Annotated in this window: 24 protein-coding genes and 2 pseudogenes; 5 read left to right on the top strand and 21 right to left on the bottom strand. The window is 60.5% G+C overall.

Translation table 11 applies throughout. From position 1 onward, the window contains the following. Nucleotides 1-48: 48 nt before the first annotated feature. From AC1DYJ_RS17755 to AC1DYJ_RS17720, 8 genes are all read right to left on the bottom strand, one after another. Nucleotides 49-1,518 (bottom strand): rhamnosyltransferase WsaF family glycosyltransferase, encoded by a 1,470-nt coding sequence (locus AC1DYJ_RS17755; protein WP_477285619.1) that lies wholly within the window; start codon nucleotides 1,516-1,518, stop codon nucleotides 49-51. Beyond that, the gene (locus AC1DYJ_RS17750) at nucleotides 1,518-2,243 is read right to left on the bottom strand and encodes an ABC transporter ATP-binding protein (protein ID WP_477285617.1); all 726 of its coding nucleotides are present in this window, start codon (nucleotides 2,241-2,243) and stop codon (nucleotides 1,518-1,520) included. Before AC1DYJ_RS17750 ends, AC1DYJ_RS17755 begins: the two co-directional genes overlap by 1 nt. Nucleotides 2,244-2,278: 35 nt before the next feature. After that, entirely contained in the window at nucleotides 2,279-3,031 is a 753-nt protein-coding gene (locus AC1DYJ_RS17745; RefSeq protein WP_477285615.1) for an ABC transporter permease, read from the bottom strand. Between the two features lie 89 nt (nucleotides 3,032-3,120). Beyond that, a complete protein-coding gene (gene rfbD / locus AC1DYJ_RS17740) occupies nucleotides 3,121-4,005 on the bottom strand; it encodes a dTDP-4-dehydrorhamnose reductase (protein WP_477285613.1) in 885 nt (294 codons plus the stop codon). Further along, nucleotides 4,002-5,096, bottom strand: a complete 1,095-nt coding sequence (gene rfbB, locus AC1DYJ_RS17735) for a dTDP-glucose 4,6-dehydratase (RefSeq protein ID WP_477285611.1) — start codon at nucleotides 5,094-5,096, stop codon at nucleotides 4,002-4,004. Before rfbB ends, rfbD begins: the two co-directional genes overlap by 4 nt. Nucleotides 5,097-5,121: 25 nt before the next feature. Continuing rightward, complete coding sequence (gene rfbC / locus AC1DYJ_RS17730) at nucleotides 5,122-5,676, bottom strand: dTDP-4-dehydrorhamnose 3,5-epimerase (protein ID WP_477285610.1); 555 nt, start codon at nucleotides 5,674-5,676, stop codon at nucleotides 5,122-5,124. A 1-nt stretch (nucleotide 5,677) separates the two neighbouring features. After that, a complete protein-coding gene (gene rfbA, locus AC1DYJ_RS17725) occupies nucleotides 5,678-6,559 on the bottom strand; it encodes a glucose-1-phosphate thymidylyltransferase RfbA (RefSeq protein WP_477285608.1) in 882 nt (293 codons plus the stop codon). Between the two features lie 296 nt (nucleotides 6,560-6,855). Next, a complete protein-coding gene (locus AC1DYJ_RS17720) occupies nucleotides 6,856-7,449 on the bottom strand; it encodes a biotin transporter BioY (RefSeq protein ID WP_477285606.1) in 594 nt (197 codons plus the stop codon). A gap of 117 nt (nucleotides 7,450-7,566) precedes the next feature. Between AC1DYJ_RS17720 and AC1DYJ_RS17715 the strand changes: the two genes are divergently transcribed. Further along, entirely contained in the window at nucleotides 7,567-8,475 is a 909-nt protein-coding gene (locus tag AC1DYJ_RS17715; RefSeq protein ID WP_477285604.1) for an MBL fold metallo-hydrolase, read from the top strand. Here the strand turns inward: AC1DYJ_RS17715 and AC1DYJ_RS17710 are convergent. From AC1DYJ_RS17710 to AC1DYJ_RS17690, 5 genes are all read right to left on the bottom strand, one after another. Further along, nucleotides 8,472-9,332, bottom strand: coding sequence for a phosphorylase family protein (locus AC1DYJ_RS17710; RefSeq protein WP_477285919.1), 861 nt, complete (start codon nucleotides 9,330-9,332; stop codon nucleotides 8,472-8,474). The two genes, AC1DYJ_RS17715 and AC1DYJ_RS17710, sit on opposite strands and share 4 nt — an antisense overlap. A gap of 74 nt (nucleotides 9,333-9,406) precedes the next feature. Next, nucleotides 9,407-10,120 carry an ABC transporter permease gene (locus AC1DYJ_RS17705; protein ID WP_477285602.1) on the bottom strand — a complete coding sequence of 238 codons (714 nt, stop codon included), beginning with the start codon at nucleotides 10,118-10,120 and terminating at the stop codon, nucleotides 9,407-9,409. A 70-nt stretch (nucleotides 10,121-10,190) separates the two neighbouring features. Continuing rightward, nucleotides 10,191-11,078 (bottom strand): ABC transporter permease, encoded by an 888-nt coding sequence (locus AC1DYJ_RS17700; RefSeq protein WP_477285600.1) that lies wholly within the window; start codon nucleotides 11,076-11,078, stop codon nucleotides 10,191-10,193. Next, nucleotides 11,075-12,112 (bottom strand): ABC transporter ATP-binding protein, encoded by a 1,038-nt coding sequence (locus AC1DYJ_RS17695; protein ID WP_477285917.1) that lies wholly within the window; start codon nucleotides 12,110-12,112, stop codon nucleotides 11,075-11,077. Before AC1DYJ_RS17695 ends, AC1DYJ_RS17700 begins: the two co-directional genes overlap by 4 nt. 36 nt (nucleotides 12,113-12,148) lie before the next feature. Next, nucleotides 12,149-13,192, bottom strand: coding sequence for an ABC transporter substrate-binding protein (locus tag AC1DYJ_RS17690; protein WP_477285598.1), 1,044 nt, complete (start codon nucleotides 13,190-13,192; stop codon nucleotides 12,149-12,151). 199 nt (nucleotides 13,193-13,391) lie between these two features. On the opposite strand from AC1DYJ_RS17690, the gene AC1DYJ_RS17685 reads away from it, so the two are divergent. Then, a complete protein-coding gene (locus AC1DYJ_RS17685) occupies nucleotides 13,392-14,405 on the top strand; it encodes a LacI family DNA-binding transcriptional regulator (protein ID WP_477426173.1) in 1,014 nt (337 codons plus the stop codon). Nucleotides 14,406-14,476: 71 nt separating this feature from the next. Here AC1DYJ_RS17685 and AC1DYJ_RS17680 read toward each other — a convergent pair. Then, nucleotides 14,477-14,639 (bottom strand): annotated as a pseudogene (locus AC1DYJ_RS17680) (DUF1499 domain-containing protein); the annotation flags it as partial. Here AC1DYJ_RS17680 and AC1DYJ_RS17675 point away from each other — a divergent pair. Continuing rightward, nucleotides 14,640-14,780, top strand: a pseudogene (locus AC1DYJ_RS17675) (MBL fold metallo-hydrolase); the annotation flags it as partial. It abuts the pseudogene before it with no gap. A gap of 21 nt (nucleotides 14,781-14,801) precedes the next feature. Here the strand turns inward: AC1DYJ_RS17675 and AC1DYJ_RS17670 are convergent. The 5 genes from AC1DYJ_RS17670 to AC1DYJ_RS17650 form a co-directional block, all read right to left on the bottom strand. Further along, on the bottom strand, nucleotides 14,802-15,491 hold the full coding sequence (locus AC1DYJ_RS17670; RefSeq protein WP_477285594.1) for a hypothetical protein: 690 nt from the start codon (nucleotides 15,489-15,491) through the stop codon (nucleotides 14,802-14,804). A gap of 100 nt (nucleotides 15,492-15,591) precedes the next feature. Further along, nucleotides 15,592-16,026, bottom strand: coding sequence for a hypothetical protein (locus tag AC1DYJ_RS17665; RefSeq protein WP_477285592.1), 435 nt, complete (start codon nucleotides 16,024-16,026; stop codon nucleotides 15,592-15,594). Nucleotides 16,027-16,125: 99 nt separating this feature from the next. Beyond that, nucleotides 16,126-16,380, bottom strand: a complete 255-nt coding sequence (locus AC1DYJ_RS17660; protein WP_477285590.1) for a hypothetical protein — start codon at nucleotides 16,378-16,380, stop codon at nucleotides 16,126-16,128. Nucleotides 16,381-16,512: 132 nt separating this feature from the next. Beyond that, on the bottom strand, nucleotides 16,513-17,295 hold the full coding sequence (locus AC1DYJ_RS17655) for a DUF1499 domain-containing protein (RefSeq protein WP_477285915.1): 783 nt from the start codon (nucleotides 17,293-17,295) through the stop codon (nucleotides 16,513-16,515). A 270-nt stretch (nucleotides 17,296-17,565) separates the two neighbouring features. Further along, a complete protein-coding gene (locus AC1DYJ_RS17650; RefSeq protein WP_477285588.1) occupies nucleotides 17,566-19,194 on the bottom strand; it encodes a fatty-acid--CoA ligase in 1,629 nt (542 codons plus the stop codon). A 211-nt stretch (nucleotides 19,195-19,405) separates the two neighbouring features. Between AC1DYJ_RS17650 and AC1DYJ_RS17645 the strand changes: the two genes are divergently transcribed. Next, the gene (locus AC1DYJ_RS17645; protein WP_477285586.1) at nucleotides 19,406-19,837 is read left to right on the top strand and encodes a hypothetical protein; all 432 of its coding nucleotides are present in this window, start codon (nucleotides 19,406-19,408) and stop codon (nucleotides 19,835-19,837) included. 165 nt (nucleotides 19,838-20,002) lie between these two features. Further along, nucleotides 20,003-20,392, top strand: coding sequence for a DUF427 domain-containing protein (locus AC1DYJ_RS17640; protein WP_477285584.1), 390 nt, complete (start codon nucleotides 20,003-20,005; stop codon nucleotides 20,390-20,392). A 31-nt stretch (nucleotides 20,393-20,423) separates the two neighbouring features. Here the strand turns inward: AC1DYJ_RS17640 and AC1DYJ_RS17635 are convergent, their stop codons facing one another. Beyond that, on the bottom strand, nucleotides 20,424-21,173 hold the full coding sequence (locus AC1DYJ_RS17635; protein WP_477285582.1) for an SDR family NAD(P)-dependent oxidoreductase: 750 nt from the start codon (nucleotides 21,171-21,173) through the stop codon (nucleotides 20,424-20,426). Then, nucleotides 21,174-22,169, bottom strand: coding sequence for an alpha/beta fold hydrolase (locus AC1DYJ_RS17630; protein WP_477285580.1), 996 nt, complete (start codon nucleotides 22,167-22,169; stop codon nucleotides 21,174-21,176). Between the last annotated feature and the right edge of the window lie 17 nt (nucleotides 22,170-22,186).

The following is a 22,186-nucleotide window of genomic DNA, read 5'->3' as shown; positions in this document are numbered from 1 at the left end:
AGTCGCCCCGCCGATCGCGGTGCCGGCCCATCGAAAAAATCATGACGGCTAATGTTTGTCGACGGCTTCTTTTTGCGCGCGAACCTGCAGGCGGCGCTTGAAGAAATTCAGATGCTTGGCAGTGAGCGACTGGTCCCAATCACGTGGGTACCTCATTGCCTTGGCAAATCTATATCTCTCCTCCAGGTCCCCACTCCTCGACTTTGCCAGCTCTAAAGCTGAAACGATTTCATTCAATTCCGGAGCGGCCGGGATGATATTCTCGCTAAGACCCTTCAAATAGTCGTCAGTCTTTGTCTTGAAGGTATTTGTCACCACGACACAGCCGGATCCGGCAAGATCCATCGGGATCATGCTCGGATGCGGAGAAGCCATCAGCGTAAGACAGATATCAAATCCCGAGACCTCCTCGATGTATTTGCTGAGGTCCATCCTGGGCAGCGAAACCGATCGGACCCCGGGCTTCAGCTCGACGACACCTTCTCCCAGGCCCATACCCACGCAATCCCATTCCTCGGGGTCAAAGATGCCCCGTCTGAAGGCCGTCGTAAGGGCCAAAGCTGTCAGCTCGAACATATTCCGATCCACAACCGGCCGAGAATAGAAGACGATCGTCTTCTTTTTCTTCTCAAGATTGCGCTGGATGAACATGTCCTTGGGCAGGAGATTGGACGAGCAGGCGTTGTTGAAAAACGTATGCGACATGCCGCGAGATTTTATGCCGCCGATGTCGTTGGAAACGAAGAACTGCATAAGGCTTTCGCTTGAAAATATCGCGTCGTAGTCCATCGCATAGGTACGATCTGCAACGGCGTAGAGACTATTGGCTGGATAAAACACGGCCTCATAGTCCTGAATCAGGTAGATAAATTTCTTGTTCTCGGTGCGTGCCGTTATTTTGTCCGCGAAATAGGCCGAATACCAAACGGTCGCCACAGCGTAATCGTATCGCGATATAGCAAGAGGTTTCCGCCTCTCGCCGATATACTCAACTTCGAGGTCGTCGAAGATGCCCTCCATACCGGGGTATTTCAAAACCTTTTCCCGGAAGTCGGTGATATTGAAATAGAAGTTATCGAACAGGACAAGGCGAACGTTGATGCCCGTCTTGCGCAAGAACAGTGCCATCTGGAAAACGCCGAAGAACCCGGCCGAGATCGATTTGAAGTCGAAAGCAGGAACCAGGACATTGATCGTCTGCGGCCGGCGCTCGTCTATTTCGACATCCGGCAAGTCATAGATGCGATTCAGCCGCAGGTTCAAGAACTCGTGATCATAGACATGGTTCGGCGGAGCCACCGCCGGGACGAGCGGCAGTTGCGACAGATAGGACAATTGCAGGTCGGAGAGCATGCCAAGGCGATGCGCCGCCGACATGCACCAATAGGCAAGCCGGCTCTTGTAGCTTTGCAGGGGAACGGCGGGGTCGAAGACCTTGTGGTAGGATTGTTTCAGATCCTGGTGCCCGAAGATTCGAGCACCGGCGCCGGCGAGCGTGGCAGTCAGCTGACGACGCATTAGCCAAACGTCTCCTCTCTCACGACGCGCCCCTTCTCGAGAAACACCGCCGAACTGCACATCGACCGGATCAGGGCATCGGAATGCGATGCCAGCACGACGATGGCAGCATTGTTGAGCCAATGCTCCATTCTTTCGCTGGCCTTCTTTTGAAATGACGCGTCGCCGGTGCCCAGCCCCTCGTCGAGCAGCACAATATCGGCCGGATAAGCAGTGACAACCGAAAACGACAGCCGGGTCTGCATGCCGGACGAGTAGGTACGCACGGGCAAATCTATGAAGTCGCCCAGTTCCGAAAATTCGATGATCGAATCGGTCTGACGTTCGATTTCCCGCGGCGCTATCCCGGTCATGAGACTTTGCAGCCGGATGAACTCCCGACCCGTAAGCTCGGGAGACAGGCCCATGGACGGCTTTATCAAAACGGCCGTGTCGCCATGTATGACTGCCGTCCCGCTGGTGGGCTTGAGAATGCCGGCCAGGACCCGCAACAGGGTCGTCTTGCCGGCGCCGTTGTGGCCGCTCAGCCCCAACCGCGTGCCGGCCTTGAGATCGAGCGACACGCCATCGAGAGCGGCGACCTCGAAGCGGCCGGAGTCACCGGCCAGCAGCCGCCCGCCCGTGGTGAACCGGAGCGCGGCCTGCTTGAGGGAGCGATTTGCCGGAGCGGACCAGACCGGAATTCGAACGGTGACGTCGCTTAGGTGGATGGATGGCGATGACATGAGATCCAATACGATTGTGTGACGGGCGCCGGGGTTCAGAGCCAGTAGGGGATTCGGTGCTCTGTCCTTCGATACAGAAGGTAGGCGGCGATGCTGCCTGCGACGGCAAGGATGGCGGATACGAGAACGCTCATATAGTCGGTGCCGCCGGCCAGCAGCGGGGTTCGCGCCGCATCGATGATGTAGGTGACAGGGTTGTAGACCAGGAATGGCGAGCCTGCGGGAACTACCTTTGCCGTCCAGATGATCGGCGAGAGCATGAACAGAAGCTGCATAACAGCAGCGGTGATCATCGGCACGTCCCTGAACCGCACCGAGACTATCGATACGATCGTCGATATCCAGGCCGCGTGAACCGTCAACAGCGCGGTTCCGACGATGAACATGGGGATATTATAGCTCGAGTTCGGGTAGGCAATTATAAGCGTTACGAAGACGATCAATACGTTGTGCATCAATATGATTGCGTTCTTGGAGACGCAACGAAATATGCACGAGGCCGGTGAAATCCGGGTGTTCAAAAGGAGATCATGAGAGTTTATGAGAGTCTCGGATCCCTCTGTAATCGTCCCGGATAGAAACTGCCAAAGAACTATGCTCGTCGCCAGATGATGTATGAATTCCGCTGCCGGCTGCTTGAACAGAACGGCATACAGAAGCCCAACCGAAATGGCGAATATCGCCGTGTTCAGCGTGATCCACAGGGGTCCGAAGGTCGAGTTTCGGTACCGAAGCCGGATGTCGAACTGCGCGAGCCGCAGCCAGATTATTGATACACCCGCGTTCATGACGGTTCCTTTGAGGTGGCAATATTAGGTGCGGAGATACAGCATAGGCTGATTCCGAACGGTCGCGTTGCTTGTTGTCTGTGCATCCGTCAGCCTTGTAAGATCCCGTGCACCACAAGCCCGGTCGATTGCCGCCAATCCGGCACCGTCGATGCGAATGCAGCTGCAAATTTCGCCGTCGACAGGCGCGAATTGGCCGGACGTCGGGCCCTGGTCGGATAGTCCACTGTCGCGATGTCGCGCACCCGCGCGGTTGGCCCGCCGTATCGCGCGCTTGTGTCGAGTATATGACGGGCAAAGCCGCTCCAGTTGGTCTCGCCGGTGCCGGCCAGATGATAGATGCCGTAGCCGTCAAACGCCTTGTCGTCGCGCAACATCGCCGCCGCATGCAGGATCGCATCGGCAATATCAAGCGCCGAAGTCGGATTTCCCCACTGGTCGGCGACGACAGCGATCTCGTCACGGTCGCCCGCCAGCCGCAGCATGGTCTTCACGAAATTCTTGCCGAACGGGCTGTAGACCCAGGCCGTGCGCAGGATCAGGTGGCGCGGATTGAGCGCTGCCACCGCCTGTTCGCCGGCAAGCTTCGAGGCGCCGTAGACGCCGAGCGGCGCGGTGGCGTCAGTCTCGACATAGGCGTCGTCCTTCGAACCGTCGAAGACGTAGTCGGTCGACAAATGGATGACGGGGACGCCGAGCTGGGCCGCCGCCTCGGCGACCTTGCCGGCGCCGACGGCGTTCACCGCGAAAGCCAGTTCGGGCTGATCCTCGGCCTGGTCCACCGCGGTGTAGGCGGCCGCCGATACCACGACATCCGGCCGCGCTGCTGCGATGGCGTCGAACACCGTGTCGGGTTGCGCCAGGTCGAAGGCCGGCCGGCCGACTGCGACGACCTCGATGCCATCGCGGCCTTGCCCAGCCGCCAGCAGGCTGGTGGCGACCTGGCCGTCGCGTCCGGTGACAACCAGCCTCACGCCGCGCCCTTCCTGCCTTCGACATGGCCCCGGGACTGGACTTGCCCCAGACGCTCGCCGGCATAGCGCTGCTCGCGGATCGGCCCCCACCACCACTTGTTGTCGAGGAACCAGTCGACCGTCCTTGCCAGACCACTGTCGAAACTCTCCGCCGGCGCCCAGCCGAGATCCCTAGAGATCTTGGAGGCGTCGATGGCATAGCGGCGGTCATGGCCGGGCCGATCGGTGACGAAGCTGATCAAATCGCGGTAGCTGCGGCCGCCGCTGCGCGGACGCCTGACGTCGAGCAGATCGCAGATCGTCTCGACGACGCCAAGGTTGGTGCGTTCGGAATTGCCGCCGACATTGTAGCTCTCACCCGGCTGACCCTTGGTGGCGACCAGCTCCAGGGCGCGGGCATGATCCTCGACGAACAGCCAGTCGCGCACATTGGCGCCGGCGCCATAGACCGGCAGCGGCTTCTCGTCGAGCGCGTTGAGGATCACCAGCGGGATGAGCTTTTCGGGGAAGTGATACGGCCCGTAATTGTTCGAGCAGTTGGAGAGCACGACCGGCAGGCCGTACGTCTCGTGCCAGGCCCGCACCAGATGGTCGGACGCCGCCTTCGAGGCGGAATAGGGCGAGGACGGCGCATAAGGCGTCTCCTCGACGAACATGCCGCCGTCGAACGGCAGATCGCCGAACACCTCGTCGGTCGAGACATGATGGAAGCGGAAGCGGGCTTTCCTGTCCTCGCCAAGGCCGCGCCAATATTCGAGCGCCGAATTCAGCACCCGGTAGGTGCCGACGATGTTGGTCTCGATAAAGGCGCCGGGTCCGTCGATCGATCGGTCGACATGGCTTTCGGCGGCGAGATTCATGACGACATCGATCTCGTCACGGTGGAGGATGTCGAGGACCGCCCGCTCGTCACAAATGTCGGCCTGCGCAAATTTGTAGTTGTGCGCATTCTCGATCGTGCGCAGCGAGGCGAGATTGCCGGCATAGGTAAGCTTGTCGAGATTGGTCACATGGTAGGCCGGATTGGCGCACAAATGCCGGCACACCGCCGAGCCAATGAAGCCGGCACCGCCTGTCACCAGAAAATTCATGGCGCTCTCCTCACATCGTCGCGCGTCATGCGAACACCTCGGCATTGGCAAGCGTCGGCGCCTTGAGGTCTTTGGCCGAGAGCTCGAAGGCGCCGGCTGGCGAGGGCCAATCGATGCCGATGTCGGGATCGTCGAAACGGATCGATCGGTCGTGCGCCGGCGAATAAGTGTCGGTGACCTTATACAGAACCTCGGTGTCCGGCACGAGCGTGACGAAGCCGTGCGCGAAACCCTTCGGCACCAGGATCTGGTTGCCTTTCTCGGCCGATATTTCGAGCGCGACCCATTTGCCGAAGCTTTTCGAGCTGCGGCGAATGTCGACCGCGACGTCGAGGATCTTGCCTCTGATCACACGCAGCAACTTGTCCTGCGCGCGTGGAGGCAGCTGATAGTGAAGCCCGCGCACGACACCCGCGGCCGCCGAATAGGAATGATTGTCCTGGACGAACGCCAAGTCGATGCCGGCCTCGGCAAAGCCCTCGGCATTCCAGGTTTCGGTGAAAAAGCCGCGCGCGTCGCCGTGCCGCTTCGGCACGATCTCCAGCACGCCGTCCAAACCGAGCTGCCTGACTTCCAGCACTTTAATTCTCCGTCAGCTCGGCGACACGCCGGCGCAGATAGGCGGCGTATTCGTTCTTGCCCAGGCGCGTGGCGCGCTCAAGCACCTTGTCGGCGGTCAGCCAACCCTGCTCGAAAGCGATTTCTTCAGGACAGGCGACCTTGATGCCCTGGCGATGCTCGATGGTGCGCACGAAAGACGAAGCTTCATGCAGGCTGTCATGCGTGCCGGTGTCGAGCCAGGCATAGCCGCGGCCGAGCTGATGCACATGCAGCTGCCCGCGCTCAAGATAGACGTTGTTGACCGCCGTGATCTCGAGCTCGCCGCGCGCCGAGGGCTTGATCGTCGAAGCGATGTCGACGACATCGTTGTCGTAGAAATAAAGGCCGGTGACCGCCCAGTTGGACTTCGGCTTCTCCGGCTTCTCCTCGATCGTCAAAGCGGTGCCGGTGAGCTTGTCGAACGACACCACGCCATAGCGCTCCGGATCCTCGACATGGTAGGCGAACACCGACGCGCCGTTTTCCCGTTGCGCAGCGGTGCGGCAGAGCTGCGACAGGCCCTCGCCGAAATAGATGTTGTCGCCGAGGATCATCGACACATTGTCCTTGCCGATGAAGTCGCGGCCGATGATGAAGGCTTCGGCAAGCCCGTTGGGCTGCGGCTGTTCGGCATAGGACAATTCGAGCCCGAATTCCGAACCGTCACCCAGCAACTCGCGAAAGATCGGCAAGTCGCGTGGCGTCGAAATGATCAGAATCTCCCGGATCCCCGCGAGCATCAAGACGCTCAGCGGGTAAAAAATCATCGGCTTGTCGTATATCGGCAGGATTTGCTTAGAGATCGCTAATGTTAAGGGATAAAGACGCGTCCCGCTGCCTCCTGCAAGGATGATTCCTTTCAACAAGCTCTCCTTGAATTGCCGAGGCCCCCGCCCTGAAATCAAGTTGCCCGTGCTTAGGTATCGCGCAATGTCTTGTCAATTCAATCTCGGCGCTGGATCTGCACCAGAATTGCTCTGCATCTGCCATCTCGCGGCAATTTTGACCGACCGGCCACAAGCTGCTGCCCGACTGGCCACAGACTGGCGCTGCAATGGGCGCGGCGATTTGGCAAACTGGCCTCCCGCCATCGTGGTGGACGCGTGACAACAAAAAGCCGGCGGGCTTGGACCCGCCGGCTCATTTCTGTTGCCTAGTCTCAGGACTGCTTCGGCAGCAGCGACCATACCGCCGGCACCAGGCTGGCGGCGAGCGCAACCTTGATCAGGTCGCCGAGGATGAACGGCAGGACGCCGAACTGCCACGACTTTTCCACGCCGATCAAGGTAGCCAGCCAGGCAAAGCCCATGGCCATCATGACGATTTCGGCAACCAGCATGGCGTTGAACAGCTTGATCGGGTGGCGATCCCAGCCGCGATCGGCGGCCCAGCCGACGATTGCCGCCATGACGACGAAGCCCGCGAGATAACCACCGGTGCCGCCGATCATGTAGGCGATGCCGATGCCCTTTTCAGGCGTGCTCTGGAAGACCGGGAAGCCCATGGCGCCTTCGGCCATGTAGAGAAGCAAGGTAGCGACGCCAAGCCGCAGGCCAAATGCGGTGGCGATGAGCAGGACGGCCAGCGTCTGCATCGAGATATCGACCGGCCCGAGCACGACTTTCGTCTTGGCCGACAGGGTCAAAAGCAGCGTTCCGGCAATCGCCAGCAAAAGCTGGGTTGCCAGGCGCAGCGCACCCTCCTGGGGCAAAGCGAGAGAAACAAGCGGGCGCATCGTCGTTGCAAGTGCCATGGTCTTCCCCAATCCGGATTGCCGCAGGTCGCGGCCTCGCTTTTTCCTATATTGGCTTCCGTGTTATGCGGCAATCAGTTTTGCCGTCTTCCTGAACAGGGATTCAACGACACCGCCATGGCGCTCAAATTCGACACCAGCTTCGATCCGGCCTATGGCCAGGGCGTCACCGTTGCGCCGGACGTTTTGCGCGTCACCGCCAAAAACCCCAGTCCGTTCACCTTTCACGGCACCAACAGCTACATTGTCGGGCATGACACGCTGGCGGTGATCGATCCGGGTCCGGATGATGGGGCGCATTTCCAGACCCTGCTCGAGGCGATCGCAAACCGGCCGGTCAGCCATATTTTCGTCAGCCACACCCATCGCGACCATTCTCCACTGGCCGCGCGGCTGAAAGCGCACACCGGGGCCGACGTGCTGGCCGAAGGCCCGCACCGCCCGGCGCGGCCGCTGCGGATCGGCGAGATCAATCCGCTCGACGCCAGCGCCGACACGGCTTTCGTCCCGGACATCGCGCTGCCCGACGATGCGCTGATCGGGGGTGACGGCTGGGCGATCCGAACCGTGCTGACGCCGGGCCATACCGCCAATCACGCGGCGTTTGCGCTGGAAGGCACCGGCATCCTGTTTTCGGCCGACCATGTGATGGCGTGGGCGACCTCGATCGTGGCGCCGCCCGACGGGGCGATGGCCGACTACATGGCCTCGCTCGACAGATTGATCGCGCGCGGCGACCGCCTGCTGCTGCCCGGCCATGGCGGCCCGGTAACCGCGCCGCGCAGCTTCATGCGCGGGCTGAAGACGCATCGCAAGATGCGCGAACGGGCGATCCTGGAGCGGATCCGGGGCGGCGACCGGACTATTCCCGACATGGTCAAAGCGATCTACCGTGACACCGACCCGCGTCTGCATGGTGCCGCCGGCCTGTCGGTGCTAGCCCATCTCGAAGACCTGGTGGCGCGCGGCCTGGTCAGCACTGAGGGCGATCCGGCCATCGACGGCATTTTTGTGCCGCTTGGCTAGAAGCGGCTGGAACGTTCTTCCGGTTGAGGCGATTTCAAACCGTGGCAAGAGCATTCCGGATTGACCGGAAGTCGTGCCGCGGTCTCCAGCGCGACCCGCGAGGCTGTCATGGAGAGGCTCGGCAACACGTCCTCCTGCAACAATTTCTGGCGATTGCGGTCCATATAGTCGTTGAATCCGGCGGTTACGAACGCCAAGGGCACGAAGCATGCACCGATCTCGCGCGACAAGGTCGCCTCAGGGGCGATCGAATGGTTGAGCACATCCGCGCCCATGCTGCGAAACGCCAAGGCTTCGGCGGGAGTTGTCAGTCGCGGCCCGTAGCAGTGGGCAGCGACCAACTGCTGTTCGATGCCATGGACGCGGCATTCGGCAGGCCAATGGCGCCGGGCGGTTTCGACCAGAACTGCCGCACATCTGGGACATACGATCTGCTTGCCCGAGCAGTCGAAGCTCTGGCGGCCAGGCAGCAGTGAAAACGGGGTCTGCGACAGTTCGATGATATCGGCGTTCACCACCATGTCTCCGGGCTGGATCGCCTTGTTGACGGCGCCGATGGTGGAGCAGGCCAGGACTTGCCTTACACCCGCCTGCATCAAGACCCAGAACGCCCGGCGATGGCAGGAATGGTCGATATGGTCGCGGGGATTGCCGTGCGAATACATGCACAAGGCATGTTTCGCTTTGCCTTCGGCTGTAATCGACGCATCGAACTCGAGCAGCTTCCAGTTGTCGGTGCGACCGAAAGGCGTTTCGAAACTCATGTCCCGCCGCAAGGTGCGCACACCCTCGAATTCGACATCTTCCGGGAAGGCAAGCCCCCAGTTTGCCGAGCCGGTGATGATGGCCAACCCCACCTGAGGGATTTCCGCTGATTGATCCGCCGGAGCAGCGGCTGCTTGATGATCTGTAGGCATGTTTCCAGTCTCTGTCAGGATTTTTGGCGAAGACTCACGATCAGGACGGCGACCAAGACGATGACGGTCCACAAGGTCGAAATCGCCGCAATGGTCGGATCGATCTGATCGCGCAGCGACAGGAACATGAGCTTCGGCAGCGTGCTGTTTTGACCGCTGGCTACGAAGATCGAAATCACGGACTCGTCGAGCGAGGTTAGGAAGGCCATCAGCGTGGCCGACAACAGACTGATCTGAAGCTGCGGGACAACTATTCCGCCAATGGCTCTCGCCCAGTTTGCGCCGAGGCTGCGCGCTGCCTGAACCTGGTTCCAGTCAAAGCGGGCCAAAGCGGGCAACAACACAATGCAGGCGACCGGAATGGCCAGCACCACATGCCCGACCAGCACGCCGAACAGCGTTCCGACCAGACGTTGCGCCGCGAGCACAAAGAAGAGGCCGATCGCAAGCAGGATGCCCGGCACGATGGACGGGGTGAGCAGAGCGCCCTGAATGGCCAAGGCGGTCCTTCCGCCGAGCCGGTTGATCGAGATGCAGGCCAGCAGCGCCAGAGGCACTGCGAGCGTCGCCGTCAATGTCCCAAGGATCAGGCTCGTCCTGAGCCCGGCCATCCATGTCGCCGAACCGAAGAAGTTCTCGTACCAGCGCAACGAGTATGCGCGCGGCGGAAACTCGAGGAGATCGGAGGCTGAAAAGGAGAGCGGCACGACCACCAGCGTCGGCAGCATCAGGAACGCCAATATGAGCGCGCAAAAACTCCACAGGAGGATGCGGGCCAGCCTGTTGTCCGGATATGCTTCAAGCATGGGCCGCACCGAATTTGTTGCGCGCCATCAGTCGGCGCGCCGCCAGGAACATCACGCCGATCAGCGCCATGAGAATGAGAAGCAGAATGCCCAGGACGCTCGCCGATCCCCAGTCCTGAAAGGTCGACAGCGTGCGCTCGATCCGGATGGAGAGAGGATTTACCTTGCCGCCGCCGAGCACCGCCGGCGTGATGAAGAAGCCTATGGTGTAGATGAAGACGATCAATGAGCCCGAGTAGATGCCGCCGGTCGAAAGCGGCAAGATGACGGTGCGGATCGTTTGCCCGAGCGTGGCGCCCATGCTCGCCGAAGCGCGGACAAGGTTGGCGTCTATATCGCGCATCGCGGCATAGACGGGCAGCAGGAAGAGCGGCAGCATGTAGTGAACCATGCCGATGAGCGTTCCGGTGAAGTTGTAGACCAGCGGCAATGGCTCCGCTGTCAGGCCCGAACCTGTCAAAGCCGCATTGATCAGGCCTTCGCGCCGCAAGAGCACCAGCCAGCCATAGGTGCGCACCAGAATGGAGGTCCACAATGGCAGCATGACAAAAGCCATCAGCAGATTGGCGACCCTTGGTCTGGCGCTGGCCAGGGCGAGCGCCAGCGGGGTACCGAGAAGAATGCAGATCGCCAGCGTGCCAAGGGACAACTCAAGGGTCGTGACGAGTGCCGACCATGTCAGTCCGCTCGACAGCACCTTCTCGTAATTGCCGACAGTGTATTCACCCCCGGTGGTCAGAAAGGATTGCCGGATGATCCAGACGATGGGCAGGATCGCCGCCATCCCTACGATGAAAAGCGCAGGCAGTGAAAGCGAGAGGAAGAACCGCCGCTCGCGTCGTGCGTCTGCCACCAGCGCAGGATCGAAGGTGACGGTCACGCTACCGCTCCGGGTATCGCATGAACTTTCGCCGCCGGCGCATAGGCGGTCAGTCGCTGACCGGTGGCAAGCTCGGCGCAGCCGCCGGCCAGCGCCGCCGGGATGCAGACGAGAATCTCCTGACCGCCGTCAAGCGCCAGCGTCAAAAGCCAGTTCTCGCCGCGAAACGCCTTGGCGCGCAGCGTTCCCTCAAGCGCCACCCCGTCTCGCCCGACGAGCTTCGCATCAAGATGGAAGCTTTCCGCGCGGATCATCAAAGCTTCGCCTGACGCATCGGCGCCGTCTATTCTGCGCACCGCGCCCGGGGCCACAATGTTGGCCTCGCCCATGAACTCCGCGACAAAGCGGGTCGATGGACGATCATAGATCCGCTGTGGCGTGTCGATCTGCTGAATGCGGCCGGAATTCATCACCGCAACCCGGTCTGACATGATCAGTGCTTCGCGCTGGTCATGCGTCACATAGATCGTGGTGATCCCCAGATCATCGTGCAGACGCCGGATCTCGTATTGCATGGTTTCGCGCAGATTCTTGTCGAGCGCCGACAACGGCTCGTCCATCAGCATCACGCGTGGTTCGAAGACGATCGCCCGCGCCAGCGCCACCCGCTGACGCTGGCCGCCGGACAATGCTGCAATGTTGCGTTCCGCCAGACCGTCCAGCTTCACGCGGGCCAAGGTGTCAAGCGCCCGCTGACGGGCCTCCGCTTTCGGCGTCTTGCGCAGCGCCAACGGATACTCGACATTTGCCAGAACGTTCATGTGGGGAAACAGGGCGTAGTTCTGGAACACTATGCCGATGTCGCGCTTGTTGGGCGCCAGACGGGTAATGTCGCGATCGCCCAACAGGAGTTTGCCGGAATCGGGCCGGACAAACCCGGCCAGAGCCATGAGCAGCGTGGTCTTGCCCGACCCGGACGGCCCCAGCAGCGTGAGGAACTCGCCAGCATGAATGTCGAGCGAGACATCGTCCAGCGCGACGTAAGATCCATAGGTCTTGCGCACGCTGTCGATGGTGATCGGGAGCGACTTCATCATGTGCTGCAGCCTTGGAGCTGATGAATTCGAGACTCAGCGGTTCATCATTTCATCGAAGGCTTTTTGGGCGGCCTCGCCGTTCTTGACCCACCAGTCGGCATTCGAGAACACCGAGGTGCCGGCATTTTCAGGCGCGGTCGCCAGGGTCTTCAGCCGATCCTCGGGAATAAGGCCACCCTCATAGCCGGCAGGATTGACCGGGCCATAGGCGATGAAGTCGGTCAGCTTCGCCACGCGCGCCGGCTGCGTCATCGCCGCGATGAGCTTCATGGCTGCTTCCTTGTTCGGCGCCCCCTTCGGCACCGCCAGGCAGTCGGTGCCGATGACCGAACCCTTGAACGTATAATCAACCGTGCCGCCATCGGCTTTAACGGTCTGCGCCCGGCCGTTCCAGGTAACGACCAGATCCGCCTCGCCGTCTTTCAACAACTGCGCGGACTGCGCTCCCGAGGTCCACCAGACCGAGACATTCGGTTTGATCGCCTCAAGCCGCTTGATAGCGCGCTCCAGGCCGTCCGGCGTGCTGAGCACGGGATAAACGTCCGCCGGCGCCACGCCATCGGAGAGCAGCGCGATCTCGATCAGGTCCTGCGCATTGGCGCGCAGGGCGCGACGGCCCGGGAATTTGGCGACATCCCAGAACTCCGCCCAGGTCTTCGGCGGGGCCTCGCCATAGGTCTTGGTGTTCCACGACATGACGGTGCCATAGGAGTCGAACGGATAGCAGTAGTCGGACTTCGCGCCGGCGGGCACGGAATTGGGATCGATGATCTTGTAGTCGAGCGGCTCCAGCAGCGACTGTGCGGCTGCCTGCGCGCCTTCCGGCGAGCCGAGATGGACAATGTCGGTCGTAATAGCCCCCGAGGTGACCTGCATCTTCAGCGCGGCCAGGCCGTCGCTTTGCGTCTCCTCGCGGACATCATAGCCGAGCTCTTTTGCAGCGGGGGCCCACATGGCCTCCTTGATGGCGTTGCCGTAGTCGCCGCCCGCGGTGGTGATGGTGACTGTCTGGGCATAGGCGGGCAAGGCAACCGAGACGGCGATCGCTGCCAGGGAAATGCGTAGTAAACGGGACATGGTTTCTCCTCCTCCGGATTCATCAAAATGCCGATAAGATCGGCTTTTTTGTTAATCGTAACGTTACGATTGCCTAAAATAATCCTGGAGTCAAGCTGGCGCCAGGCAGGTCCGTTTTGTTCTGTGAGCCTGGGTTTGACCCTCGGATCGAATCCGGTAACGTTGCGATGCCCAGCAAGATCAGCCGGCGCTCTCGCAAATGAAGTCGGGCGATATGGCCAATCTAAAACAGATCGCGGCGGAACTTTCCCTTTCGGTGACCACGGTGTCCCGCGCTCTGAAGGATGGGCCGGAGGTGCTGCCCTCGACCATAGCCCGCGTCAAGGAGGCGGCGAAGCGGCTCGGCTATGTCCCGAACCATCATGGTCGCGCGCTGAAAACCGGACGAACCCTGACGCTGACGGCAGTGCTGCCGATGGAGACGCGCGACTACCTTTCCGATCTGTTGAAGCTTCCTCTAATCGAAGGCATGACGCTGGCGGCGCGGCAAGCGGGTTATAGTCTGTCCATCTATTCGACCACTCCCGACGACGATCCCGTCGAGAGTGTGCAGCGGCAGCTTCAGGCGCGCAGCTCAGACGGACTGATCATCACCCGCATGGTGTCGGGTGATCCGCGCATCAAGCTGCTGCTGGATGAACGCATGCCGTTCGTCGCGTTTGGAAGAACCGACCTGGATACCGCGTATCCTTATGTCGATGTCGACAATGAACAGATTGCCTACGAGGCGACCCGACGGCTCATGGACAAGGGCTGTCGACGCATTGCGCTGCAACTTCTCGTTCCGAAGGACCAGGCGAGCGCCATGCGTCTTTCCGGATATGGAAGGGCAATGGCCGAGGCCGGCATTCCGATCGACCAATCGCTGATCGGTCATGGCATGTTCACCATGGAATCGAGCGCGGCCTGGTTCGATCGCCTGCTGGCGTCGTCAGATCCGCCGACGGGCCTGGCATGTGCCAACGAACTGGGCCTTCTGGGAGCGTTACACGCTCTCGGCAAGCGGGGTCTTGAGCCTGGCCGTGAGGTCCACATCGTCACTCGTGACAGCACGCGGCTTGCACGCTTCCTGCCGGCGAAGATTGAAGTTCATTTTGTGGACATGGCCGGTGTCGGACGCAAACTTATCGAAGTCCTTGAGCGCCGGATCGCTAATCCGCTCGGGCCGGTGGAGACAATCTTGTTGAAGGGTAATTTCGACCCGGGCGAATAGTCTGTGCGCAGACTCGAGCCGCATTGTTGCGGCGCCAAGCGATTCCGATTGGCCGTCCGGTGCTCGGGATGTCACTCCGCCGGCGCAGCACCCACCTGCCAGGCGTCGTCGCCGAGGTCGCAGCGGCCGTAGCGGGAGGCCGAGCGCATGTCGACGACGATCGTGTCGTCGTCATTGCTCACCCGGATCGCAACCGTCGGCGGGCAGGCCGACCACGAAGCTGCGGGCGACGGCAAGGCGATCTACCGGGACACCGATCCACGCCTGCATGGCGCCGCCGGGCTGTCGGTGCTCGCCCATCTCGAGGATCTGGTCGCGCGCGGTCTGGTCGCCACCGAGGGAGATCCGGCCATCGACGGCGTTTTTGTGCCGTGATGTAGCTTGTTCCAAAAAAGTTCAGTCAACTACGTAGCGTACGTCGTCGACGCTCGAAGTGTATTTCTTCAGAAACGTCGTGACCGCGTCACATGCCTTCTGGTAATCAGAAAAGTAAATCGACTTTGGCATCTTTACCTGAACACCCCAGCCATCAAAATGCATGTATACGTCGCATCTTCTCTCAATACTGTCATCTCTGTTACAAACACGGATACTCGACTTTTGTTTGCCTAAAAACGCATCCACATCATCATTGCGCAAACACTGATTCGTCGAAGAAAACTTTTTTCGAACCGGTCCATTGTCTAAGGAAATGAAGAAGCCACGGGCAGAACTGTCTTTGGTGCTTGAAAAGATAGAAGGCGAGAAATCGCCATTGCTTGGGTCGATTACCGCAGCTATGTCAACGGAATGATAGCGATGATTGGCACCTCCCCCCACGCTGCTATTGCCGCCAAGCTCATTCCACACAAACGCCCTTGGCAGCTTGAGGTGCCACTCCACCAGCGAGGCGTTGCCACCTTGCGCTCCGGACACATCGAATTTGAAAGCCAATTCATAGGGCTCCATACTTCGGGATGCTGAGGTTGGCATCCCGGGCAAGATCGACCTGGACAGTTGACTGAACCTTCCCGCCACGCAATAGCCAAGGCCAAGCAACACGGCCAAGCCAAGCGTAGACGCCAGCAAAGTGGCCGATTTCTTCATGGATAGCTCGCCCCAAGCCGATAGCTCGTAAAACCACAACGGCACCAACCCGGAAAAGCTCCAAGTTTTGTATTGTAGGCTATATTACACACTTTCATCATCATCTCTTGGACATTGAGTATCTATCGATTGACGCACGACAGCCATTTAAAATATTTATAGTCTCTTGATGCGCCTCATCCAAATCAGGATGTTTTCTTGGATAAACCAAACTGACAGCGAACCCACGTTGCCCGCTCAGCGCTGCTAAAAACGGATTCGTCATCAGCGGATGATCCCATCGCTCCACCTTGCAGCAGTCGGGATTATTTTTTAGGTACTCGCTTGCAACTGCTGGGCTTGAAATTGCATAGGGAAACTCTGGCTGTCGAGCCTCAAGAACCAGCGCACTTTCAACCAGCTCTGCGTCAGAGGCAAGAACTTTGGTTTTTCTACAGTAACCATTTATCTCATCCGAATACCAAGACGCTATGCCAATAGCCAAAATCAGCATTGGAGCTCCGATATCTATCGCTAATATTTCTTTCTCATTCATACGATCTTTCTCTTTTATTCATAATGCATGATACTGAACCGTATCGGGTGATCCTGTTCCTATTATTGAATCAGGATTGACAGATTATTTCTGCACAACCTAAAACTTTATCGATGCCATGCGGTAAGGGCCGATCGTTGACGGTTGGCGTGCATCATCCAAACGCCCCAGCTGGTAGTTCGTCGGCCTGGTCACGGCGCGTTGCGCACGCCAGTTGGGATCAACACTGCGATTGAGCACTGGACAGAGAACCTTTTTCACCATCCCGGCACTACGCACAAAGGGCGGACCATTCGTGGCAAGACCTTGCAGGATTTCAGCGTTTTCTGCTGGTTTGCGTAGTAACGCCGTCATGCGTTACCACCTCGTTCAAGCAGTGGATTGTGGCCGAGGCGGCATTGACGCGCGCGTTGGATGCCGAGATCGCCAGCCGCTAGAGCAAGCGGCGCCTGCGCCCACCCCCTAGCAGTGCCTTGGCGCCACCTCTCACTCAGCCGGCGCCGCACCCACCTGCCCTGCGACCTCCTGGTCCAGCTCGGCGAGGAATCCGACAATGCGCGCGGCATTGTCGCCGAGGTCGTAGCGGCCGTAGCGCGAGGCCGAGCGCATGTCGACGACGATGGTGTCGCCGTCATTGCTGACCCGGATGGCGACATCGGCTGGCAGCCCCACGACGAAGCTGCGGGCCACGGCTGATATCGTCACCTCGTCCTGGCCGTCTGTCACCGGGTACGGTGCTGTAAGCTGCCAGTCGCGGCGGTCGAGCACGGTTTCGACGGCGTCGACGACAGTTTCGAACGGCAGATTGTAGCTGCGGCCGGTGACCAGCGGATAGGCATCCTGCTGCAGGCGCGCCTCGCCCGGCGTCGGCAGCGCGAGCACGTTCATGTCCTTGGTGCGATCGCTGGTGTCGAGCACAGGCGGATTGTCGAGATCGGTCGAGATATCCCTGAGCGGCGGCGTGGTCGCCGCCCAATAGGCGGCGATGCCGTAGGGCGTCAGCACCAGCAGCGCCAGCAAGGCGCCGACCGAGAGGTCGCGGCCGCCACGGTCGCCGAAATGCCACAGCCTGGATAAAGCGAGGCCGGCAAACAGCAAGGCGAACGCGGCAAGCAGGGCGACGATCGCCAGCACCCACAGGAAGGCCGGCGTTTCGACCAGTTCGAAATGATGGCCGGCCAGCACGGTCAAAAGCAGCACCAGGGCAAAAGCACCCGTGCGCCGCGACCAGCCGGCCGCCCTCGATGTCTGCCGCTCGTGAACGTCCATTGTCTTCAGCACCGCCCCAACCCGCACAGAGGCTTAGAACGGTTCAACGGTTGATGGAACCGTTGAACCGTTCAAGCTCTTCTTTTTGCGCGCAATTCCGGACGGAAAACCGCTGCGCACTTTTCCTAGAATTGCTCTAGAGCAAAGGATGCTCAAATTGAACATCCCCTGCTGGTTGTTTCCACGCATGTCGTTGCCCCAAAACCGCTTCGCACTTTTGGGCGACATGCTCCAACGTTTTTGAACGCCAAAGGAATCGCACGGTCCCGATCAATCCGTCGGCAGGCGGTAGTCGCTGAACTGCTTGCGCAAGGTGGTCTTCTGAATCTTGCCGGTGGCGGTGTGCGGGATTTCACCGATGAAGGCGATGTCGTCGGGCATCCACCACTTCGCCACCTTGCCGTCCATGAAAGCCAGGATGTCGGCCTTGCTCGGCTCCTTGCCCGGTTTGGCGACCACGACCAGCAAGGGCCGCTCGCCCCATTTCGAATGATGGACGCCGATGGCAGCGGCCTCGGCGACGTCGGGATGGCCGACGGCGAGGTTCTCCAGGTCGATGGTCGAGATCCACTCGCCGCCCGACTTGATGACATCCTTGGCGCGGTCGGTGATCTGCATGTAGCCGCCAGGATCGATATGGGCGACGTCGCCGGTATCGAACCAGCCGTCCTTGTCGAACTGCTCGGAGCCGACGCCGCCATAGTAGGCGCGGGCGATGGCCGGACCGCGCACCTTCAGCCGACCGAAGGTCTTGCCATCCCAGGGCAGTTCCTTGTCGTCGTCATCCGTCACCTTCATCTCGACGCCGAAGGGCGGGTAGCCCTGCTTGCCCTGGACATCGAGCCGCGCCTCGCCCTCGAGCCCCAGATGTTGCGGCTTCATGGTGCACAGCGTGCCGAGCGGCGACATCTCGGTCATGCCCCAGGCATGGATGACCTCGACGCCGTAATTGTCCTGGAATTTTTTCGTGATGGCGCGCGGGCAGGACGAGCCGCCGATGACGACCTTCTTGAGATGCGGAAGCGTCTTGCCGGTCTCCTCCAGATGCTGCAGCAGCATCATCCACACGGTCGGCACGGCGGCGCTGAAGGTAACCTTCTCGGTGTCGAGCAGCTCGTAGATCGAGGCGCCGTCCATCTTGCAGCCGGGCATGACCAGCTTGGCGCCGATCATCGGCGCGCTCTGGCCAAGGCCCCAGGCGTTGGCATGGAACATCGGCACGACGGGGAGAATCGTGTCCCGAGCGGAGATGCCCATGGCGTCGGGCATGGCGGCGATCATGGCGTGCAGCACGTTGGAACGATGGCTGTAGAGCACGCCCTTGGGATCGCCCGTCGTGCCGGAGGTGTAGCACATGCCGGCGGCGGTGTTTTCAGGGAACGTCTTCCAGGCGAAGTCGCCATCGGCCTCGTTCAGCCAGTCCTCATAGGCGACCACGTTCGGCAGCGTCGTCTCGGGCAGATGCGCCTTGTCGGTCAGAACGATCACCTTTTTCAGCGATTTGACCGCGCCGGCGATCTTTTCCAGGAGCGGCATGAAGGTGAGGTCGACGAAGATCGCCCGGTCCTCGGCATTGTTCATGATCCAGACGATCTGCTCGGGAAACAGCCGCGGGTTCAGCGTGTGGTAGATGGCGCCGACGCCCATGATGCCGTACCAGGCCTCGATGTGGCGCGCCGTGTTCCAGGCGAGCGTCGCGATGCGGTCGCCGAGCACAAAGCCGTCGCGTTCAAGCCTTTGGGCAACCTTGAGCGCACGGCGATGGATCTCGGCATAGGTGGTGCGAACGATCGGACCTTCGATCGAGCGCGATACGATCTCGCGTGTGCCGTGCTGCCGCTCGGCATTGTCGATCAGCTTGTGGCAGAGCAGCGGCCATTCCTGCATCAGTCCGAGCATCTGGTTCCTCCCATTGGTTCCTCGTTCTCTTAGTCTTTTTGTTCCATTGTGAGACGAACGGGCGGATTGTCCAGTCATCAAGTCTCCAACCGTTAACGGCTGAAGCAAGCAGTGATCGAATCCCTGGGAAAACCGCCACAATCCGGCCATCGTCGGCGTTAACGTCCGTTAACGGGGCAAGGGGTGCGATAGGCGACTGAAAGAGGTTCGCATGGACGCGCAGCTCGACGACACGCAGGTGGAAGACAGGCCGTTGGACGACAACCAGGCCGAGGACGTGCTGCTGGACGATATCCAACTCGACGACAAAGAGCTTGAGGACACGCTGGCCGCAAGCCTGGCCGATCTTGTGCCGGAGGCCAAAAAGGTTTCCGAAGACGAATTTGTCGAAGTGGTCGGCGGCGCCCTGGAGGCGGTCGGCGGCACGCTGCTGTTCAAGATGTGCGTCCAGAACGAAGGCGAAGGCCAGCATGTCGCCGCCGCATCGATCGGCGACGGCGGCAATCGCCAGTTCCTGCTGCTCACCTTGCCGACCGGCGGCGGCGCGCTGAAGGTCGAGACCACGTCAAGAAGCACCAACCCGGTGGCCGGCATTGCCGCTGCCTATGCCGGCCTGATGGACGTCTTCAAGACCGCGGCCTGACGTTCGCATAGATGTGATCGTTTCAACCACCGACCAGGCACGCCTGCCTGTCACGATGGCCTTGCGCGACAGGTTCTCCGAACACACTTGAGGGATATGGGAAGCAATCCCCCCTCGTGCTCCCAATTGGACAACGCTCCCAATCGGACAAGGAGAACCCCTCGCATGGACCAGATCGCCAACCCCGCCCCCGGCTTCCAGAACAATCCCGGCAAGGTCATCACCGTCGAGCCTTATCGCGGCACCGTTGTCGTGCGTGCCGGCGATGCGGTGATCGCCACGTCAACGCGGGCGAGGCTTCTGTCCGAACCGCCCTACCCCCAGCATTTCTATATCCCCTTCGAAGACATCGATTTCACGCAGCTCGGCAAAACCACCCTTTCGACGCACTGCCCCTACAAGGGCGACGCCAGCTACTGGAGCGTGCTGCCGGCTGGCGAGACCGGCAAGGACGCGATGTGGGCCTATCAGCAGCCCTTCGACGAAATGGCCGAGATTCGCGATCACGGCGCCTTCTACGCCAACAGGGTGACGATCGAAGCCACGCCTGCCTGAGGACTCCGGCAGCTGCATCGATGGCTACCCGTCAGACTTGTGCCAGGCCGCCATCGACCTGGATGTCGGCGCCGTTGATGTAGCTCGCCTGATCCGAGGCAAGGAATGCGACGGCATTGGCGATTTCCGAAGGCTCGGCGTTCCGCCCCATCGGAACCAGTGTGCCGAGATAGTCGTAGAAACTGCCGAGGTCGGCGCCGCCTGCCAGATTGTCGAGGCCAGGCGTCACGGTCGTGCCCGGGCTGATCGCGTTGACACGAATGCCACGGCCCTTGAGATCCAGCACCCACGTCCTCACCAGATTGCGAAGCGCTGCCTTGGTGGCGGAATAGATGCCGAGTCCGGCTCCGACCTTGAAGCTGTTGATCGAGGCCGTGACGATGACCGACGCGCCTTGCGACAGCAGCGGCAAGGCCTTTTGGACGGTGAAGACCGTGCCCTTGACGTTGATGTCGAAATGCCGATCGAAGTGATCCTCCGTCGTCTGCTCGAGTGAAGCGGCTTCCGCGATCGCAGCGTTGGCGAATACGATATCCAGCCTGCCCTTGTTCGCCTTCACCGTCGCAAAAAGCCTATCGAGATCGGCAAGCTTGGTTACGTCACCCTGCACGGTCGTGACCTGATTGCCGATCGCCGCAGCCGCGGCGTCCAGCTCAGCCTTGCGGCGGCCGAAGATGAAGACGTGAGCCCCTTCTGCTGCGAATTTCCTGGCCGTTGCCAAGCCGATGCCTGTCGCGCCGCCGGTGATGACCGCGACCTTACCTTCCAGCATCCTTGCCATTTATGCCTGCTCCCGTGATGAGGCCCTGGCGTCGAGGCTCGGCACATCCGGAATGGCCGCGCCAAATGACGTTCGGTTTTCCATCATGTAGCTGGCTGTGAGCGATGCGACCTCGTCCAGCCGCGTGTCCATGGCAAAATGCCCGGCGTCCAGGATCGCAATCTTCGCGTCTGGAATATCCCGTTTGAAGGCTTGCGCACCGGCCACCGTGAAAGCGAGGTCATGCTTGCCCCAGACGATCAGCGCCGGCAGGCGATGCGTGCGCAGCCATGTCTGCCAGGCCGGATAGGCAGCGATGTTGTTTTGATAATCGTAGATCAGGTCGGCCTGAATTTCGGCCTGGCCAGGTCTGTTCAAATAGGCATGCTCGTCCATCCAGAGATCGGGATTGTATGCCTCGATATCAGGATCGCTACCGACGTGACGGGCGCGAGTGACCTCCAGTGATAAATGTGCACGGCGGACCTCCTGTTCGTGCGCGGCGCGATCTGCCCAGAATGCCTTGCGCTTTTCCCACATCACGCCGAGGCCTTCCTCGTACACATTGCCGTTTTGGAAGATTGTCCCCTGAACCGCGGCGGGCCGCGCCGTTGCGAGACGCATTCCGACAGGGGCGCCATAGTCCTGCATGAACAGCACGTAGCGGGCCAGGCCAAGCGCGTCAGTGAACTTCTGCATGACATCGGCGAGATGATCGAATGTGTAGGAAAAATTCGCCGGCGCATCGCTGTTGCCGAAGCCGGGATAGTCGGGGGCAACAAGGTGAAAGCGGTCACCCAATTTCTGCATGATGCCATCATACATTCGCGAAGAGCTCGGAACACCGTGCAGCATCAGCAGCGTGGGCCTGCCTTTGGTGCCAGCCTCCCGGTAGGCGATTTTCACACCGTCGATGACAACGCTGCGATAGCCGATGGCTACGCTGCGATACGAGACCGGGGCGCTGGCTGCGGCGGATCCCCCCGTCGCGCGTGTCGTCATTGGGTTCTCAGGCATTTCTCTCTCCGGCCATC

The organism is Mesorhizobium sp. P2_B11 (assembly GCF_056404855.1).
The sequence above is the reverse complement of the archived record's forward strand: the minus strand, read 5'-3'. Positions and strand labels throughout refer to the sequence as shown.